Consider the following 17,833-nt stretch of genomic DNA (forward strand, 5'->3'; position numbering starts at 1 on the left):
ATAGTGCAGGTTTTACGCTGCCGGAAAACCAGAAACAACAGCTGGTGGACTATGTTGAACTGCTCCACAAATGGAACAAAGCCTATAACCTGACCTCTGTGCGCCGTCCTGAGGAAATGTTGGTGCGCCATATCCTCGATAGCATTGTCGTGGAGCCGCATTTGCAGGGTTCGCGATTTATCGATGTAGGGACCGGACCTGGATTACCGGGCATTCCGTTGGCGATTGTACGCCCTGACTCGCATTTCACGTTGCTGGACAGCTTAGGTAAGCGTGTTCGCTTCCTGCGCCAGGTTCAGCATGAACTTCACCTTGAAAATATCACGCCGGTACAGAGCCGTGTGGAAGAATTCCCGGCAGAGCCGCCATTTGATGGAGTGATCAGCCGTGCTTTTGCTTCTCTGACCGACATGGTGACCTGGTGTAAGCATCTGCCAGCGGAGAATGGCCGTTTTTATGCACTCAAGGGTTTACGCCCGGATGATGAAATAGCCGTCCTGCCAGCGAACTTTAGTGTTGAAGATGTGATTCGTTTACAGGTGCCTGAACTTGATGGTGAACGCCATCTGGTGATGATTAAGACAAACAAAAATTAATATTTATCAAAAAAAAGTGAGAAAGGATTGTTTCTTTAACGTTAAAAATACAGCAGGAAAACGCTGACATCCCTGGTTACATTTAACGTTAATTTAACCTTAAAACACAAAGATGTTAACGATAAGAGCATTGTTGATATTGAAAGTAGTCAACTACGAAAATATAACCCTGCTAAATATTATGCAGAAATGAGATCGGCATACTTGTTAAAATATTAATAAAAATGTCAATGAAATGTTTTTATGATGTTTCGGGTTATTTTAAATAGAGTAGACAATAATCAGCTTACTTATCAGACATCTGTGTTTCGCACTTTATGATGCAGACAAATTCATAATGACTATGAGATGTTTGAATTGTGATCTGGTGCACGCTTTATTATATGGCTATTTCGGTTGTTGAGGCTTTTTAGGAAAATAACCCGTATTCAGCAAAAGTTGAAAAATAAGTGTGCAGGAAAATATTTAAACATTTGTTCACCTTTTTGCTACTTATTGTTTGAAATCACGGGGACGCACCGTATAATTTGCTCGCTTTTTGAGGCTTGACTCAAAGTCCTAAAGGCAGTTTTATACCAGCGCGACATACCCCGAAGGGAGCAGGAGTTAGAATACGCCATGTCTGTGTCGCTATTGAGTAGAAACGTTGCTCGTAAGCTTCTGTTCCTTCAGCTACTTGCAGTGATAGCAATTGGATTGCTGTTTTGCCTCAAAGACCCCGCGTGGGGTGCTTCTGCTTTTGGCGGAGGCCTGGCAGCCTGGTTGCCAAATGCAGTATTTATGAATTTCGCCTGGCGTCACCAGGTGCACACACCGTCAAAAGGCCGCATGGCCTGGACCTTCGCTATTGGTGAAGTGTTGAAGGTGGTTGCGAGCTTTACCATACTGGTGGTGGCGTTAGCTGGTTTTAAGGCGGTCTTATTGCCGCTTATTGTGACGTGGGTTTCGGTGCTGGTTGTGCAGATACTCGCACCAGCTGTAATTAACAACAAAGGGTAAGAGGCATCATGTCTGCAGGAGAAATCTCTACACCGCAGGAGTATATAGGCCACCATCTGAATAACCTTCAGCTGGACCTGACTACTTTCTCGCTGGTGGATCCGCATAACCCCCCGGCCACCTTCTGGACGCTCAACATTGACTCCATGTTTTTCTCAGTGGTCCTGGGTCTCTTATTCCTGGCTATCTTCCGTAAAGTAGCTAAAACCGCTACCAGTGGTGTACCAGGGAAATTCCAGACAGCAGTAGAAATGGTGATTGAGTTTGTTAATGGCAGTGTCAAAGACATGTACCATGGCAAAAGCAAAGTCATTGCTCCGCTTGCCCTGACAGTGTTTGTCTGGGTACTACTGATGAACCTGATGGACTTACTGCCAATCGATTTCCTGCCGTATATCGGCGAACATATCTTTGGCTTGCCTGCCCTGCGTGTGGTGCCGTCTGCGGACGTGAATATCACCCTCTCTATGGCACTTGGCGTGTTCATCCTGATTCTTTTCTACAGCATCAAAATGAAAGGCATTGGCGGCTTCACGAAAGAGCTGACGCTGCAGCCGTTCAATCACTGGGCATTTATTCCTTTCAACTTAATCCTTGAAGGGGTAAGCCTGCTTTCCAAGCCTGTATCACTTGGTCTGCTACTGTTCGGCAACATGTATGCCGGTGAATTGATTTTCATTCTGATTGCTGGTCTGTTGCCGTGGTGGTCACAGTGGATTCTGAGTGTGCCTTGGGCCATTTTCCACATCCTGATCATTACACTGCAAGCCTTTATCTTCATGGTTCTAACGATCGTTTATCTATCGATGGCGTCTGAAGAACATTAATTTTCACACAACACTACTACGTTTTAATTGAAACAAACTGGAGACTGTCATGGAAAACCTGAATATGGATCTGCTGTACATGGCTGCCGCGATTATGATGGGCCTTGCGGCAATCGGTGCGGCGATCGGTATCGGCATCCTCGGTGGAAAATTCCTGGAAGGCGCAGCGCGTCAACCTGATCTGATTCCTCTGCTGCGTACTCAGTTCTTTATCGTTATGGGTCTGGTGGATGCTATCCCGATGATCGCTGTTGGTCTGGGTCTGTACGTGATGTTCGCCGTCGCGTAGTAAGCATTGCTTAATATAATTAGCAATATCAGAACGTTAACTAACAAAGAGGCATTGTGCTGTGAATCTTAACGCAACAATCCTCGGCCAGGCCATCGCGTTTGTCCTGTTTGTTCTGTTCTGTATGAAGTACGTATGGCCGCCATTAATGGCAGCCATCGAGAAACGTCAGAAAGAAATTTCTGACGGATTATCTTCCGCAGAACGTGCTAAGAAAGATTTGGACCTTGCACAGGCCAACGCGACCGACCAGCTGAAAAAAGCGAAAGCGGAAGCCCAGGTGATCATTGAACAGGCAAACAAACGCCGTTCTCAGATCATGGACGAAGCTAAAGCTGAAGCAGAACAGGAACGTAGCAAAATCGTTGCCCAGGCGCAGGCTGAGATCGACGCCGAGCGTAAACGTGCTCGCGAAGAACTTCGTAAGCAGGTTGCGATTCTGGCTGTTGCTGGTGCCGAGAAGATCATCGAACGTTCCGTGGATGAAGCTGCTAACAGCGACATCGTGGATAAACTTGTCGCTGAACTGTAAGGAGGGAGGGGCTGATGTCTGAATTTGTAACGGTAGCTCGCCCCTACGCCAAAGCAGCTTTTGACTTTGCGGTCGAAAACCAACGCGTAGACAGCTGGCAAGATATGCTGGCGTTTGCTGCCGAGGTCACGAAGAACGACCAAATGGCAGAGTTACTTTCTGGTGCTTTAGCACCGGAAACGCTCGCAGATGCGTTTATCGCAATCTGCGGTGAGCAGTTAGATGCCACGGGCCAAAACCTGATTCGGGTAATGGCTGAAAATGGTCGTCTGAAAGCGCTCCCGGATGTTCTCGAGCAGTTCGCGCATTTACGCGCGCTGAGTGAAGCGACCGCTGAAGTCGAAGTGACTTCTGCATCCGCACTGAGTGACGAACAGCTCGCGAAAATTACTGCCGCGATGGAAAAACGTCTGTCACGCAAAGTTAAGCTGAATTGCAAAATCGATAAGTCTGTAATGGCAGGTGTCATCATCCGTACGGGTGATACAGTGATTGATGGTAGCGTACGCGGCCGTCTTGATCGCCTTGCAGACGTATTGCAGTCTTAAGGGGACTGGAGCATGCAACTGAATTCCACCGAAATCAGCGAACTGATCAAGCAGCGCATTGCTCAGTTCAATGTTGTGAGCGAGGCTCACAACGAAGGTACTATTGTTTCTGTAAGTGACGGTGTTATCCGCATCCACGGCCTGGCCGATTGTATGCAGGGTGAAATGATTTCCCTTCCGGGTAACCGTTACGCTATCGCACTGAACCTGGAGCGCGACTCCGTAGGTGCCGTTGTGATGGGTCCGTATGCTGACCTTGCCGAAGGCATGAAAGTTAAGTGTACTGGCCGTATTCTTGAAGTGCCGGTTGGCCGTGGCATGTTAGGCCGCGTGGTGAACACCCTGGGTGCGCCAATTGACGGTAAAGGTCCGGTTGATAACGATGGCTTCTCGCCAATCGAAGTTATCGCACCGGGCGTAATCGAACGTCAGTCCGTCGACCAGCCTGTTCAGACCGGTTACAAATCTGTCGATGCAATGATTCCAATCGGCCGTGGTCAGCGTGAGCTTATCATCGGTGACCGTCAGACCGGTAAAACCGCGATGGCGATCGATGCAATCATCAACCAGCGCGATTCGGGCATCAAATGTGTGTACGTGGCTATCGGCCAGAAAGCGTCCACCATTTCTAACGTGGTTCGTAAGCTGGAAGAGCATAACGCGCTGGCTAACACCATCGTTGTTGTTGCGACTGCATCTGAATCTGCTGCACTGCAATACCTGGCGCCATATGCCGGTTGCGCAATGGGCGAATACTTCCGCGACCGCGGTGAAGATGCGCTGATCGTATACGATGACCTGTCCAAGCAGGCTGTTGCTTACCGTCAGGTTTCCCTGCTGCTCCGTCGTCCACCAGGACGTGAAGCATTCCCGGGCGACGTGTTCTACCTCCACTCCCGTCTGCTGGAGCGCGCATCCCGCGTTAACGCTGAGTACGTTGAGAAATTCACCAATGGTGAAGTTAAAGGTAAAACCGGTTCCCTGACTGCGCTGCCGATCATCGAAACGCAGGCGGGTGACGTTTCCGCGTTCGTTCCGACTAACGTAATTTCGATTACCGATGGTCAGATCTTCCTGGAAACCAATCTGTTTAACTCCGGTATTCGTCCGGCGGTTAACCCAGGTATCTCCGTATCTCGTGTGGGCGGTGCAGCTCAGACCAAGATCATCAAGAAACTGTCCGGTGGTATTCGTACCGCGCTGGCACAGTATCGTGAACTGGCTGCGTTCTCTCAGTTCGCATCCGATCTGGACGAAGCAACCCGTAAACAGCTGAGCCACGGTCAGAAAGTGACCGAGCTGCTGAAACAGAAACAGTATGCCCCAATGTCTGTAGCACAGCAGGGCCTGGTGTTGTTCGCGGCTGAACGCGGTTACCTCGAAGATGTGGAACTGGCGAAAATCGGTAGCTTCGAAGCCGCTCTGCTGGCTTACGTCGACCGTGACCACGCTCCGCTGATGCAAGAAATCAACCAGACCGGTGGCTATAACGACGAAATCGAAGGCAAGCTGAAAGGCATCCTCGATTCCTTCAAAGCAACCCAGTCCTGGTAACGTCTGGCGGCCTGCCTTAGTGCAGGCCGTTAGGCATTGAGGAGAAGCTCATGGCCGGCGCAAAAGAGATACGTAGTAAGATCGCAAGCGTCCAGAACACGCAGAAGATCACTAAAGCGATGGAAATGGTCGCCGCGTCCAAAATGCGTAAATCGCAGGAACGCATGGCAGCCAGCCGTCCTTATGCTGATACGATGCGCAAAGTGATTGGTCACCTTGCCACCGGTAATCTGGAATATAAGCACCCTTACCTGGAAGAACGCGAAGTTAAACGCGTGGGCTACCTGGTAGTGTCCACTGACCGTGGTCTGTGCGGTGGCTTGAACATCAACCTGTTCAAAAAAGTGCTGGCGGATATGAAAGCATGGTCCGATAAAGGCGTTCAGAGCGAACTCGCGATGATCGGCTCAAAGGGCGTGTCCTTCTTTAGTTCCGTTGGCGGCAACGTGGTTGCTCAGGTAACCGGTATGGGGGATAACCCTTCCCTGTCCGAACTGATCGGCCCGGTAAAAGTGATGTTGCAGGCCTACGATGAAGGCCGTCTGGACAAGCTTTACGTTGTCAGCAACAAATTTATTAACACCATGTCTCAGGTTCCGACGATCACTCAGCTGTTGCCATTACCGGCATCAGAAGATGATGATCTGAAGCATAAAGCCTGGGATTACCTGTATGAGCCCGATCCGAAACCGCTGCTGGATACCCTGCTGCGTCGTTATGTCGAGTCTCAGGTTTATCAGGGCGTGGTAGAAAACCTGGCCAGCGAGCAGGCCGCACGTATGGTGGCGATGAAAGCCGCGACCGACAATGGCGGCAGCCTGATTAAAGAGCTGCAGTTGGTATACAACAAAGCTCGTCAGGCCAGCATTACTCAGGAACTCACCGAAATCGTCGGTGGTGCATCCGCGGTATAACCAGGTTAATTCGTAGAGGATTCAAGATGGCTACTGGAAAAATTGTCCAGGTAATCGGCGCCGTGGTTGACGTCGAATTCCCTCAGGATGCCGTACCGCGCGTGTACGATGCTCTTGAGGTTCAGAATGGTAACGAGAGCCTGGTGCTGGAAGTTCAGCAGCAGCTCGGTGGTGGTATCGTGCGTACCATCGCAATGGGTTCTTCCGACGGTCTGCGTCGTGGTCTGGAAGTTAAAGATCTCGAGCACCCAATCGAAGTCCCGGTAGGTAAAGCAACGCTCGGCCGTATCATGAACGTCCTGGGCCAGCCAATCGATATGAAAGGCGACATCGGCGAAGAAGACCGTTGGGCTATTCACCGTGCAGCACCTTCCTACGAAGAGCTGTCAAGCTCTCAGGAACTGCTGGAAACCGGTATCAAAGTAATGGACCTGATCTGCCCGTTTGCGAAAGGCGGTAAAGTCGGTCTGTTCGGTGGTGCGGGTGTAGGTAAAACCGTAAACATGATGGAGCTTATCCGTAACATCGCGATCGAGCACTCCGGTTATTCAGTGTTTGCGGGCGTGGGTGAACGTACTCGTGAGGGTAACGACTTCTACCACGAAATGACCGACTCCAACGTACTGGATAAAGTATCCCTGGTTTACGGCCAGATGAACGAGCCACCGGGAAACCGTCTGCGCGTTGCTCTGACCGGTCTGACCATGGCTGAGAAATTCCGTGATGAAGGTCGTGACGTACTGCTGTTCGTCGATAACATCTACCGTTATACCTTGGCCGGTACTGAAGTATCAGCGCTGCTGGGTCGTATGCCTTCTGCGGTAGGTTATCAGCCAACGCTTGCGGAAGAGATGGGTGTTCTTCAGGAACGTATCACCTCGACCAAAACCGGTTCTATCACCTCCGTTCAGGCGGTATACGTACCTGCGGATGACTTGACTGACCCATCACCAGCCACCACCTTTGCTCACTTAGATGCAACCGTGGTACTGAGCCGTCAGATCGCGTCTCTGGGTATCTACCCGGCCGTTGACCCGCTGGATTCCACCAGCCGTCAGTTGGATCCACTGGTGGTTGGTCAGGAACACTACGACACCGCGCGTGGCGTTCAGTCCATCCTGCAGCGTTACCAGGAACTGAAAGATATCATCGCGATCCTGGGTATGGACGAACTGTCCGAAGAAGACAAACTGGTGGTAGCACGTGCGCGTAAGATCCAGCGCTTCCTGTCCCAGCCGTTCTTCGTTGCAGAAGTCTTCACCGGTTCTCCGGGTAAATTCGTATCGCTGAAAGATACCATCCGTGGCTTTAAAGGCATCATGGACGGCGAATACGATCACCTGCCAGAGCAGGCGTTCTATATGGTTGGCACCATCGACGAAGCTGTCGAGAAAGCCAAAAAACTTTAACGCCTTAATCGGAGGGTGATATGGCAATGACTTATCACCTGGATGTCGTCAGCGCAGAGCAACAGATGTTCTCTGGTCTGGTCGAGAAAATCCAGGTAACGGGTAGCGAAGGTGAACTGGGTATTTTCCCGGGTCACGCCCCGCTGCTCACCGCCATTAAGCCTGGTATGATTCGCATCGTGAAGCAGCACGGACATGAAGAGTTCATCTACTTGTCCGGCGGTGTGTTGGAAGTTCAGCCAGGTAACGTAACTGTACTGGCTGATACCGCCATCCGCGGCCAGGATCTCGACGAAGCGCGAGCCCTGGAAGCGAAACGCAAAGCGGAAGAGCACATTAAGAGCTCTCACGGCGATGTGGATTACGCTCAGGCGTCTGCGGAACTGGCCAAAGCGATCGCCAAACTGCGCGTTATCGAGTTGACCAAAAAAGCGATGTAACACCGGCTTGAAAGCACAAAAGCCAGTCTGGTTTCCAGGCTGGCTTTTTTCTTGCCCGCACGTTTGATGTAACCCGAAAGTATGATGTGTGTCACAAAATTGTTGCGAAGGTCAAAATCCCGGCGTAGACTTTGTTTTGTGAGTTAGATCACATAACAAGACTGCTATGCAGGGAATCAAATGAAACGCTTTCATAAAATCATCGCACTGTTCAGCAACCTGAGCCTCTAAGTCTCTGTATTGTTGTACAAAATGAATTGAAAAAGGTCGCTGAAAAGCGGCCTTTTTGTTTTTCTAGTCAGCTATTGGCTTGATTCATGTGTCAAAAGAATAACTAAAGCAGCAACATAGCGACCCATCTTCAGATTATGGGGCTTTTTTTCGAGACAAAGCAGGTTACGATAGCTGAAAATAGCGTCATAAAGTCCGTTTTAACTTTCACGTTGAGCGTTTTCTCTGCATTCCATTTCATGATGAAAAATATGTAGAAATTTCAATGCGAAAGGTTTTAACTTCTCACTCAAACTACTGTCAGGATGCGTATGTCAAACAGTGCGATGAGCGTAGTAATCCTTGCCGCTGGCAAAGGTACTCGCATGTATTCCGATCTCCCGAAGGTGTTGCACACCCTGGCGGGCAAGCCAATGGTTCAGCATGTCATTGATGCAGCTGATGAATTAGGTTCAACGCAGATCCATCTGGTCTACGGCCACGGCGGCGAATTGCTGAAGCAAACGCTCAGTGAAGGCAATCTGAACTGGGTGTTACAGGCTGAGCAGCTCGGCACCGGTCACGCGATGCAGCAGGCTGCACCGTTCTTCGGCGATGATGAAGACATCATGATGCTGTATGGCGACGTACCGCTGATTTCGGTTGAAACGCTGGAACGTCTGCGTGCCGCCAAACCAAAAGGCGGGATTGGCTTGCTGACCGTTAAGCTCGATGATCCAACGGGTTACGGGCGTATTACCCGTGAAAACGGGCAGGTTACGGGCATCGTGGAACACAAAGATGCGACGGACGCACAGCGTGAGATTCAGGAAATCAATACTGGCATCCTGATTGCGGGTGGCGCAGACCTTAAGCGCTGGCTCGGTAAACTCGATAACAACAATGCGCAGGGTGAGTTCTATATCACCGATATTATCGCCATGGCGTATCAGGAAGGGCGTGAAATTGCCGCCGTGCATCCCGATCGTTTAAGCGAAGTGGAAGGGGTGAACAACCGTCTGCAACTTTCCCGTCTGGAGCGCGTGTACCAAAGCGAGCAGGCAGAAAAACTGCTGCTGGCAGGTGTAATGCTGCGCGACCCACAACGTTTTGATCTGCGTGGCAGCCTGACACACGGGCGCGACGTAGAAATTGATACTAACGTTATCTTTGAAGGGAACGTGACGCTCGGCCATCGCGTCAAAATTGGCGCGGGCTGCGTGATTAAAAACAGCGTCATCGGTGACGATTGCGAAATCAGCCCGTACAGCGTGGTAGAAGATGCCGAGCTGCACGCCGCTTGTACCATTGGTCCGTTCGCGCGTCTGCGTCCAGGTGCAGAACTGCTGGAAGGTGCGCACGTCGGCAACTTTGTCGAAATGAAAAAAGCGCGTCTGGGTAAAGGGTCCAAAGCCGGTCACCTGAGCTATCTCGGCGATGCTGAAATTGGCGATAACGTGAATATCGGCGCAGGCACCATAACCTGTAACTACGATGGTGCGAATAAATTCAAAACCATTATTGGCGATGATGTGTTTGTCGGTTCCGATAGCCAGTTGGTTGCACCGGTCAGCATTGGCAAAGGCGCAACGATTGCCGCCGGAACGACCGTAACCCGCAACGTGGGTGACAACGAACTGGTGATAAGCCGTGTGCCGCAGGTGCAAAAGCAAGGCTGGCAGCGTCCGGTGAAGAAGAAGTAACACAGTGGCGGGTAGAGTTTGCCTACCCGCCCAACCCATTTTGTAGGCCGGATGAGCGTGAGCGACATGCGGCAGACAGGGATGAGGGGATAACATAATCCTCCGCCCACCAGCAGTAACCAAAACAATAACCCCACTCTCTACAAGGCTCGGGGCCCGGAAAATCCGGATATACAGATCAGCGACAACGCATGGCATCGTGCCATATCAGGAAATCTAACTATGTGTGGAATTGTTGGCGCAGTCGCGCAGCGTGATATTGCTGAAATCCTTCTCGAAGGGCTTCGTCGTCTTGAATACCGTGGCTATGACTCTGCCGGTCTGGCAGTGGTCGATAACGAAGGGCATCTGACCCGTCTGCGTCGCCTCGGTAAAGTACAAATGCTGGCTCAGGCGGCGGAAGACCATCCGCTGCATGGTGGCACCGGTATCGCGCATACCCGCTGGGCGACTCACGGTGAGCCGTCGGAAGGTAATGCTCACCCGCATGTGTCCAGTCACATCGTGGTGGTGCATAACGGCATCATCGAAAACCATGAACCGCTGCGCGAGTTGTTGCAGTCCCGTGGCTATGTGTTCGTTTCTGAAACCGATACCGAAGTGATTGCTCACCTCGTTCACTGGGAACTGGAACAGGGCGGCACACTGCGTGAAGCGGTATTGCGTACCATCCCGCAACTGCGTGGCGCTTACGGTACGGTAATCATGGATACGCGTGACCCGAGCACTTTACTGGCGGCCCGTTCCGGCAGCCCGTTGGTGATTGGTCTGGGTATGGGCGAAAACTTTATCGCGTCCGATCAACTGGCACTGTTGCCGGTGACCCGTCGCTTTATCTTCCTCGAAGAGGGTGATATTGCGGAAGTGACTCGCCGCAGCGTGACCGTGTATGCCAAATCCGGCGAACAGGTGAAGCGTCCGGACATCGAATCTAATTTGCAGTACGACGCGGGCGACAAAGGTATTTACCGCCACTACATGCAAAAAGAGATTTACGAGCAACCGAACGCCATCAAAAACACTCTGACCGGACGCATCAGCCACGGTCAAATCGATCTGAGCGAACTGGGCCCGAACGCCAACGAAATGCTGGCGAACGTGGAGCATATTCAGATTGTTGCCTGTGGTACGTCCTACAACTCCGGGATGGTGTCTCGCTATTGGTTCGAGTCTCTGGCAGGCATTCCGTGCGATGTCGAAATTGCCTCTGAATTTCGCTATCGCAAATCGGCGGTACGCCGAAACAGCCTGATGATCACCCTTTCTCAGTCGGGCGAAACAGCGGATACGCTGGCGGCGCTGCGGCTGTCAAAAGAGCTGGGCTATCTCGGATCGCTTGCGATTTGTAACGTGGCAGGTTCGTCGCTGGTGCGTGAATCCGACCTGGCGCTGATGACCAAAGCGGGTACCGAAATCGGTGTGGCGTCGACCAAAGCGTTTACCACGCAGTTAACTGTTCTGCTGATGCTGGTGGCGAAACTGGCGAATCTGAAAGGTCAGGACGCGGCGATTGAGCACGATATCGTTCACGGCCTGCAAGCGCTGCCAAACCGCATCGAGCAGATGCTGTCGCAGGACAAACGTATTGAAGCGCTGGCGGAAGACTTCTCCGACAAGCATCACGCACTGTTCCTCGGGCGTGGCGATCAGTATCCGATAGCGCTGGAAGGCGCGCTGAAGCTGAAAGAGATCTCTTATATTCATGCAGAAGCGTATGCCGCAGGCGAACTGAAACATGGCCCGCTGGCGCTGATCGACGCAGATATGCCGGTAATCGTCATCGCTCCGAACAACGAACTGCTGGAAAAACTGAAATCCAACATCGAAGAAGTGCGCGCCCGTGGCGGCGTGTTGTATGTCTTCGCCGATCAGGATGCCGGTTTCAACAGCAGCGACAACATGCACATTATCGAGATGCCGCATGTGGAAGAAGTGATTGCGCCTATCTTCTACACCGTGCCGCTGCAATTGCTGGCCTATCACGTGGCGCTGATCAAAGGCACCGATGTTGACCAGCCGCGCAACCTGGCGAAATCCGTCACGGTTGAATAATGCTCAAAGGCCCTGCACCCGCAGGGCTTTTTTCCCTTCACTCACTTCCCGCATAAAGATGACAATCTGTCATATTCAGCTAACGTTTGCTGTGTCATAAAAAGAAAATTTTACTGACAAGTAAATGTCATGTTTATATTCAATTTGTTGATATTTATAGAGAAAACAGAAAATACCTAACGCAAATTTTCAGTGTCACAAAACTGTCATAATTCGTACATTTAACTGTCACCTGTTTGTCCTATTTTGCTCAACGTAGCCACTTAAACAACGATTTACGAAATCCTGCAGGAGACATTATGAAAGTTATGCGTACCACTGTCGCAACTGTTGTCGCCGCGACCTTATCGATGAGCGCTTTCTCTGCCATGGCAGCAGCAAGCCTGACTGGCGCTGGTGCAACCTTCCCGGCGCCAGTGTATGCCAAATGGGCGGATACCTACCAGAAAGAGACCGGTAACAAGGTCAACTATCAGGGTATCGGTTCCTCCGGTGGTGTGAAGCAGATTACCGCAAACACCGTGGATTTCGGTGCGTCTGATGCGCCGCTGTCTGATGAAAAACTGTCTCAGGAAGGTCTGTTCCAGTTCCCTACCGTGATCGGCGGTGTGGTACTGGCGGTGAACCTGCCAGGTTTTAAATCCGGCGAGCTGGTGCTTGACGGTAAAACGCTGGGTGACATCTATCTCGGCAAAATCAAGAAGTGGGATGACGAAGCGATTGCTAAGCTGAACCCGGGCAAGAAACTGCCTTCTCAGAACATCGCGGTCGTTCGTCGTGCTGACGGTTCCGGTACTTCCTTCGTGTTCACCAGCTACCTGGCGAAAGTGAACGAAGAGTGGAAATCAAAAATCGGCGCAGGCTCTACCGTTAACTGGCCGACCGGTCTGGGCGGTAAAGGTAACGACGGCATCGCGGCCTTCGTTCAGCGTCTGCCTGGCTCAATCGGCTACGTAGAATACGCTTACGCTAAGCAGAACAACCTAGCGTACACCAAACTGGTTTCTGCTGACGGCAAATCTGTCAGCCCGACCGAAGAGAGCTTTGCCAACGCAGCCAAAGGCGCTGACTGGAGCAAATCTTTCGCGCAGGACCTGACAAACCAGAAAGGTGACGATGTTTGGCCAATTACGTCCACCACCTTCATCCTGGTACATAAAGATCAGAAGAAACCTGAGCAGGGCACTGAAGTGTTGAAGTTCTTCGATTGGGCCTACAAAAATGGCGCGAAAGAAGCGAACGCTCTGGATTATGCGTCACTGCCGGACAGCGTGGTTGAGCAGGTTCGTGCTGCATGGAAAACCAATGTAAAAGACAGCAGCGGTAAAGCTCTGTATTAAATACCCGTCATACTTCGAGCTGCAGGTGTGTTGGCTGCGCATGTTCACCCCAGTCACATAGTTAATCTATGCTCCTGGGGATTCACAAGCTTGCCGCCTTCCTGCAGTTCGAATTATTTAGGGTATGGCATTACGTTAGCGTGGAAGAAAGGTAGAATCCGACCTTCCGGGCCCAAACAAGAAGAGTAATTTATGGCTGCAACCAAGCCTGCATTTAACCCACCGGGTAAGAAAGGTGACATCATTTTCGGCGTGCTGGTAAAACTGGCGGCGCTGATTGTGCTATTGATGCTGGGTGGCATCATCCTGTCCCTGATTATCTCCGCCTGGCCAAGCATCCAGAAATTTGGTTTTTCCTTCCTGTGGACCAAAGAGTGGGATGCGCCGAACGATATTTACGGTGCTCTGGTGCCGATTTACGGCACGCTGGTCACTTCCATTATCGCCCTGCTGATTGCCGTTCCGGTCAGTTTCGGTATCGCCCTGTTCCTGACGGAGTTGGCACCGAACTGGCTGAAGCGTCCGCTGGGTATTGCCATCGAACTGTTAGCCGCCATCCCGAGTATTGTGTACGGCATGTGGGGCCTGTTTATCTTTGCGCCATTGTTCGCGACCTATTTCCAGGAGCCGGTGGGCAATGTGCTTTCCACCATTCCGTTTGTCGGGGCGCTGTTCTCTGGCCCGGCGTTTGGGATCGGCCTGCTGGCAGCCGGTGTTATCCTCGCGATCATGATTATTCCTTACATCGCAGCGGTTATGCGTGATGTGTTCGAACAAACTCCGGTGATGATGAAAGAGTCGGCCTACGGCATTGGCTGCACCACCTGGGAAGTTATCTGGCGTATCGTTCTGCCGTTCACCAAAAATGGTGTTATTGGCGGCGTCATGCTCGGCCTGGGTCGTGCATTGGGTGAAACCATGGCGGTGACCTTTATCATCGGTAACACCTACCAGCTCGACAGTGCCTCACTGTATATGCCAGGCAACAGCATCACCTCTGCGCTGGCGAATGAGTTCGCCGAAGCGGAATCCGGGCTGCACGTGGCGGCACTGATGGAACTGGGCCTGATCCTGTTTGTGATCACCTTTATCGTGCTGGCGATTTCCAAACTGATGGTAAGACGCCTCGCGAAAAACGAGGGGGCACGCTAATGGCTACTTTAGAAATGCAAACCAGCGCCGAGTTGCTTGAATCGCGCCGCAAAATGCAGGCACGTCGTCGGTTGAAAAACCGCCTGGCGCTGACGCTTTCGATGGGCACCATGGTCTTCGGCCTGTTCTGGCTGGTGTGGATCCTGTTTTCAACCGTGACGCGTGGTATCGATGGTATGTCGATTGCGCTATTCACCGAAATGACGCCGCCACCGAACACGGCAGGTGGCGGCCTGGCAAACGCCCTGGCAGGTAGCGGTCTGCTGATCCTGTGGTCGACCGTCGTCGGTACACCACTGGGCATCATGGCGGGGATTTGGCTGGCGGAATACGGCCGCAAATCCTGGCTTGCCGAAGTGATTCGCTTCATCAACGACATTCTGCTTTCTGCCCCGTCTATCGTCGTCGGTCTGTTCGTTTACACCATTGTAGTGGCGAAGATGCAGCACTTCTCCGGTTGGGCGGGTGTGATTGCGCTGGCGCTGTTGCAGGTGCCGATTGTAATTCGAACCACCGAGAACATGCTGAAACTGGTGCCGGACAGCCTGCGCGAAGCGGCTTACGCGCTGGGCACGCCGAAATGGAAGATGATTTCCGCCATCACGCTGAAAGCCTCCATTTCCGGGATTATGACCGGCGTCCTGTTGGCCGTCGCGCGAATCGCAGGCGAAACCGCTCCGCTGCTGTTTACCGCGTTGTCGAACCAGTTCTGGAGCACCGACATGATGCAGCCGATTGCCAACCTGCCGGTGACCATTTTCAAATTTGCCATGAGCCCGTTTGCCGAATGGCAACAGCTGGCCTGGGCCGGGGTATTGATCATTACCCTGTGCGTACTGTTGCTGAACATTCTGGCGCGCGTCGTTTTCGCGAAGCAGAAACACGGTTAAATTTTTACGGTGCGGCTGCGTGCGGCACCGGATAAGGAAGAGATTGAGATGAGTATGGTGAATACAGCCCCAGGTAAAATTGCCGTTCGCGATTTGAACTTCTATTACGGCAAATTCCATGCCCTGAAGAACATCAACCTGGATATCGCTAAAAATCAGGTCACAGCCTTTATCGGCCCGTCGGGTTGCGGCAAATCGACGCTGCTGCGTACGTTCAACAAAATGTTTGAGCTGTATCCGGAGCAGCGTGCAGAAGGCGAAATTCTGCTGGATGGCGATAACATTCTGACTAATACCCAGGATATCGCCCTGTTGCGTGCGAAAGTTGGGATGGTGTTCCAGAAACCAACGCCGTTCCCGATGTCGATTTATGACAACATCGCCTTCGGCGTGCGCCTGTTTGAAAAGCTGTCACGTGCGGATATGGATGAGCGCGTGCAGTGGGCGTTGACCAAAGCCGCGTTGTGGAATGAAACCAAAGATAAGCTGCATCAGAGCGGGTATTCTCTCTCCGGTGGTCAGCAACAGCGTCTGTGTATCGCGCGTGGTATCGCGATTCGCCCGGAAGTGCTGCTGCTTGATGAACCATGTTCAGCGCTGGACCCGATTTCAACTGGACGCATTGAAGAGCTGATTACCGAACTGAAGCAGGACTACACTGTGGTTATCGTGACCCACAACATGCAGCAGGCAGCGCGTTGTTCCGACCACACGGCGTTTATGTACCTGGGCGAACTGATTGAATTCAGCAATACCGACGATCTGTTCACCAAGCCTGCTAAGAAGCAAACTGAAGATTACATTACTGGCCGCTACGGTTGATTTGGAGCGCACATGGATAACCTCAATCTTAACAAACACATTTCCGGCCAGTTCAACGCAGAGCTGGAACATATCCGCACCCAGGTGATGACCATGGGCGGGCTGGTGGAGCAGCAACTTTCCGACGCTATCACCGCAATGCACAATCAGGATCAGGAACTGGCGAAGCGCGTTATCGACGGCGACAAGCAGGTCAACATGATGGAAGTGGCGATTGATGAAGCCTGCGTGCGCATCATCGCTAAACGTCAGCCGACGGCGAGTGACCTGCGTTTAGTGATGGCGATCATCAAAACCATCGCTGAGCTGGAACGTATCGGTGACGTCGCGGATAAAATTTGCCGCACTGCGCTGGAAAAATTCTCGCAGCAGCATCAGCCGCTGTTGGTCAGCCTGGAATCCCTGGGCCGTCATACCGTGCAGATGCTGCATGATGTGCTCGACGCGTTCGCGCGTATGGATCTGGATGAAGCGGTGCGTATTTACCGTGAAGACAAGAAAGTGGACCAGGAATACGAAGGCATTGTGCGTCAGTTAATGACTTACATGATGGAAGATACCCGAACTATTCCGAGCGTCCTGACCGCGCTGTTCTGCGCCCGTTCTATCGAGCGTATCGGCGACCGCTGCCAGAACATTTGCGAATACATCTTCTACTTCGTGAAAGGGCAGGATTTCCGTCACGTGGGCGGCGATGAGCTGGACAAGCTGCTGGCGGGTCGTGATCCGAAAGAGTGATAGTGTGGCGGGCGCGTAATGCTGACCCGCCAGACTTATTTTGCATGCCGGATAAGCCTAAGTAGTATCCGGCATGTTTTCATTAACGTGTTACTTCCCAACCGCGCGCTTTCCACAAACCTGGTAACTGATCCAACGAGGTAAACGTCGTCACCTTCGGGTGGTCTATCGGCTGATTGTGCGGATCGGCGCAGAAATAATACACTTCCATGCCCGCCGCCACGCCTGACATCGCCCCAGCAGTAGAATCGTCCACCAGCACACAGTTCACCGGGTCAACGTTCATCGCCTTCGCTGCGTGATACATCAGCGCCGGATCGGGTTTCCACGCCTGAATGTCATAGCCGCTGAACAGTTTGTCCGGGAAATGATGCAACAGACCGGTGTTGCCTAAAGAGTGCTGCATTTTGCTGACCGGCCCGTTCGACACAATACACATCGGGATGGTCATGGCATCCAGCAAATCATTCGCGCCAGCAATGACTTCCAGCTCGCTGTCGAACAGCCGTGCGACCTCGGCGCGATAGACGGGTTCTAAGGTCTCTTTCACCAGATTCACGCCGTGCTCAGCGTTGATGGTGTCGATAATCTCGTACAGCTTCACCCCTTTAAAGCGCTTAAAAATCTCTTCAAGTTCAAGGGTAATGCCAAATTCCCGGAACATATGAACGTAGGCCCGGGAGCAAATCACTTCACTGTCGACCAGCGTGCCATCACAGTCGAAAAATACCGCTTCAATTCTGGACATGCCGTTTCCTGTTGTCACAAGTTTAACGTTTACGTAAACCAATTTGCCCGACGCAATCGTTGCCGTATAA

18 protein-coding genes are annotated in these 17,833 nt (G+C 51.9%); 17 read left to right on the forward strand and 1 reads right to left on the reverse strand.

The window, feature by feature from the left end; translation table 11 throughout:
• The 17 genes from rsmG to phoU all read left to right on the forward strand — a co-directional run.
• Positions 1-596, forward strand: a 596-nt coding sequence (gene rsmG / locus VH187_RS10500) for a 16S rRNA (guanine(527)-N(7))-methyltransferase RsmG (RefSeq protein ID WP_329701401.1), incomplete at its 5' end; no start/stop codon positions are given.
• A 618-nt stretch (positions 597-1,214) separates the two neighbouring features.
• Entirely contained in the window at positions 1,215-1,595 is a 381-nt protein-coding gene (atpI, locus tag VH187_RS10505; RefSeq protein ID WP_329701402.1) for a F0F1 ATP synthase subunit I, read from the forward strand.
• Positions 1,596-1,603: 8 nt separating this feature from the next.
• Positions 1,604-2,422 carry a F0F1 ATP synthase subunit A gene (gene atpB, locus VH187_RS10510; protein WP_329701403.1) on the forward strand — a complete coding sequence of 273 codons (819 nt, stop codon included), beginning with the start codon at positions 1,604-1,606 and terminating at the stop codon, positions 2,420-2,422.
• A 49-nt stretch (positions 2,423-2,471) separates the two neighbouring features.
• The gene (gene atpE / locus VH187_RS10515) at positions 2,472-2,711 is read left to right on the forward strand and encodes a F0F1 ATP synthase subunit C (protein ID WP_004393045.1); all 240 of its coding nucleotides are present in this window, start codon (positions 2,472-2,474) and stop codon (positions 2,709-2,711) included.
• A gap of 61 nt (positions 2,712-2,772) precedes the next feature.
• Positions 2,773-3,243, forward strand: coding sequence for a F0F1 ATP synthase subunit B (gene atpF / locus VH187_RS10520; protein WP_329701404.1), 471 nt, complete (start codon positions 2,773-2,775; stop codon positions 3,241-3,243).
• Between the two features lie 14 nt (positions 3,244-3,257).
• Positions 3,258-3,791, forward strand: coding sequence for a F0F1 ATP synthase subunit delta (atpH, locus tag VH187_RS10525; protein ID WP_329701405.1), 534 nt, complete (start codon positions 3,258-3,260; stop codon positions 3,789-3,791).
• Positions 3,792-3,803: 12 nt separating this feature from the next.
• The gene (gene atpA / locus VH187_RS10530) at positions 3,804-5,345 is read left to right on the forward strand and encodes a F0F1 ATP synthase subunit alpha (RefSeq protein WP_319627310.1); all 1,542 of its coding nucleotides are present in this window, start codon (positions 3,804-3,806) and stop codon (positions 5,343-5,345) included.
• A 50-nt stretch (positions 5,346-5,395) separates the two neighbouring features.
• Positions 5,396-6,259 carry a F0F1 ATP synthase subunit gamma gene (gene atpG, locus VH187_RS10535; protein ID WP_329701406.1) on the forward strand — a complete coding sequence of 288 codons (864 nt, stop codon included), beginning with the start codon at positions 5,396-5,398 and terminating at the stop codon, positions 6,257-6,259.
• 26 nt (positions 6,260-6,285) lie between these two features.
• On the forward strand, positions 6,286-7,668 hold the full coding sequence (gene atpD / locus VH187_RS10540; RefSeq protein WP_154161134.1) for a F0F1 ATP synthase subunit beta: 1,383 nt from the start codon (positions 6,286-6,288) through the stop codon (positions 7,666-7,668).
• A 20-nt stretch (positions 7,669-7,688) separates the two neighbouring features.
• On the forward strand, positions 7,689-8,108 hold the full coding sequence (locus VH187_RS10545; protein WP_329701407.1) for a F0F1 ATP synthase subunit epsilon: 420 nt from the start codon (positions 7,689-7,691) through the stop codon (positions 8,106-8,108).
• A 542-nt stretch (positions 8,109-8,650) separates the two neighbouring features.
• Entirely contained in the window at positions 8,651-10,021 is a 1,371-nt protein-coding gene (gene glmU, locus VH187_RS10550; RefSeq protein ID WP_329701408.1) for a bifunctional UDP-N-acetylglucosamine diphosphorylase/glucosamine-1-phosphate N-acetyltransferase GlmU, read from the forward strand.
• Positions 10,022-10,243: 222 nt separating this feature from the next.
• Entirely contained in the window at positions 10,244-12,073 is a 1,830-nt protein-coding gene (gene glmS, locus VH187_RS10555) for a glutamine--fructose-6-phosphate transaminase (isomerizing) (RefSeq protein WP_329701409.1), read from the forward strand.
• Positions 12,074-12,372: 299 nt separating this feature from the next.
• A complete protein-coding gene (pstS, locus tag VH187_RS10560) occupies positions 12,373-13,413 on the forward strand; it encodes a phosphate ABC transporter substrate-binding protein PstS (protein ID WP_329701410.1) in 1,041 nt (346 codons plus the stop codon).
• 192 nt (positions 13,414-13,605) lie between these two features.
• Entirely contained in the window at positions 13,606-14,565 is a 960-nt protein-coding gene (pstC, locus tag VH187_RS10565; protein WP_329701411.1) for a phosphate ABC transporter permease PstC, read from the forward strand.
• Positions 14,565-15,455, forward strand: coding sequence for a phosphate ABC transporter permease PstA (gene pstA / locus VH187_RS10570; RefSeq protein ID WP_329701412.1), 891 nt, complete (start codon positions 14,565-14,567; stop codon positions 15,453-15,455). The genes pstC and pstA overlap by 1 nt, the downstream gene beginning before the upstream one ends.
• A 48-nt stretch (positions 15,456-15,503) precedes the next feature.
• Complete coding sequence (pstB, locus tag VH187_RS10575) at positions 15,504-16,277, forward strand: phosphate ABC transporter ATP-binding protein PstB (RefSeq protein WP_110512435.1); 774 nt, start codon at positions 15,504-15,506, stop codon at positions 16,275-16,277.
• A gap of 12 nt (positions 16,278-16,289) precedes the next feature.
• The gene (phoU, locus tag VH187_RS10580) at positions 16,290-17,015 is read left to right on the forward strand and encodes a phosphate signaling complex protein PhoU (RefSeq protein ID WP_329701413.1); all 726 of its coding nucleotides are present in this window, start codon (positions 16,290-16,292) and stop codon (positions 17,013-17,015) included.
• 82 nt (positions 17,016-17,097) lie between these two features.
• Here the strand turns inward: phoU and yieH are convergent, their stop codons facing one another.
• Positions 17,098-17,763 carry a 6-phosphogluconate phosphatase gene (yieH, locus tag VH187_RS10585; RefSeq protein WP_329701414.1) on the reverse strand — a complete coding sequence of 222 codons (666 nt, stop codon included), beginning with the start codon at positions 17,761-17,763 and terminating at the stop codon, positions 17,098-17,100.
• Positions 17,764-17,833 lie beyond the last annotated feature (70 nt).

The organism is Scandinavium sp. (assembly GCF_036271055.1).
Taxonomy (GTDB): domain Bacteria; phylum Pseudomonadota; class Gammaproteobacteria; order Enterobacterales; family Enterobacteriaceae; genus Scandinavium.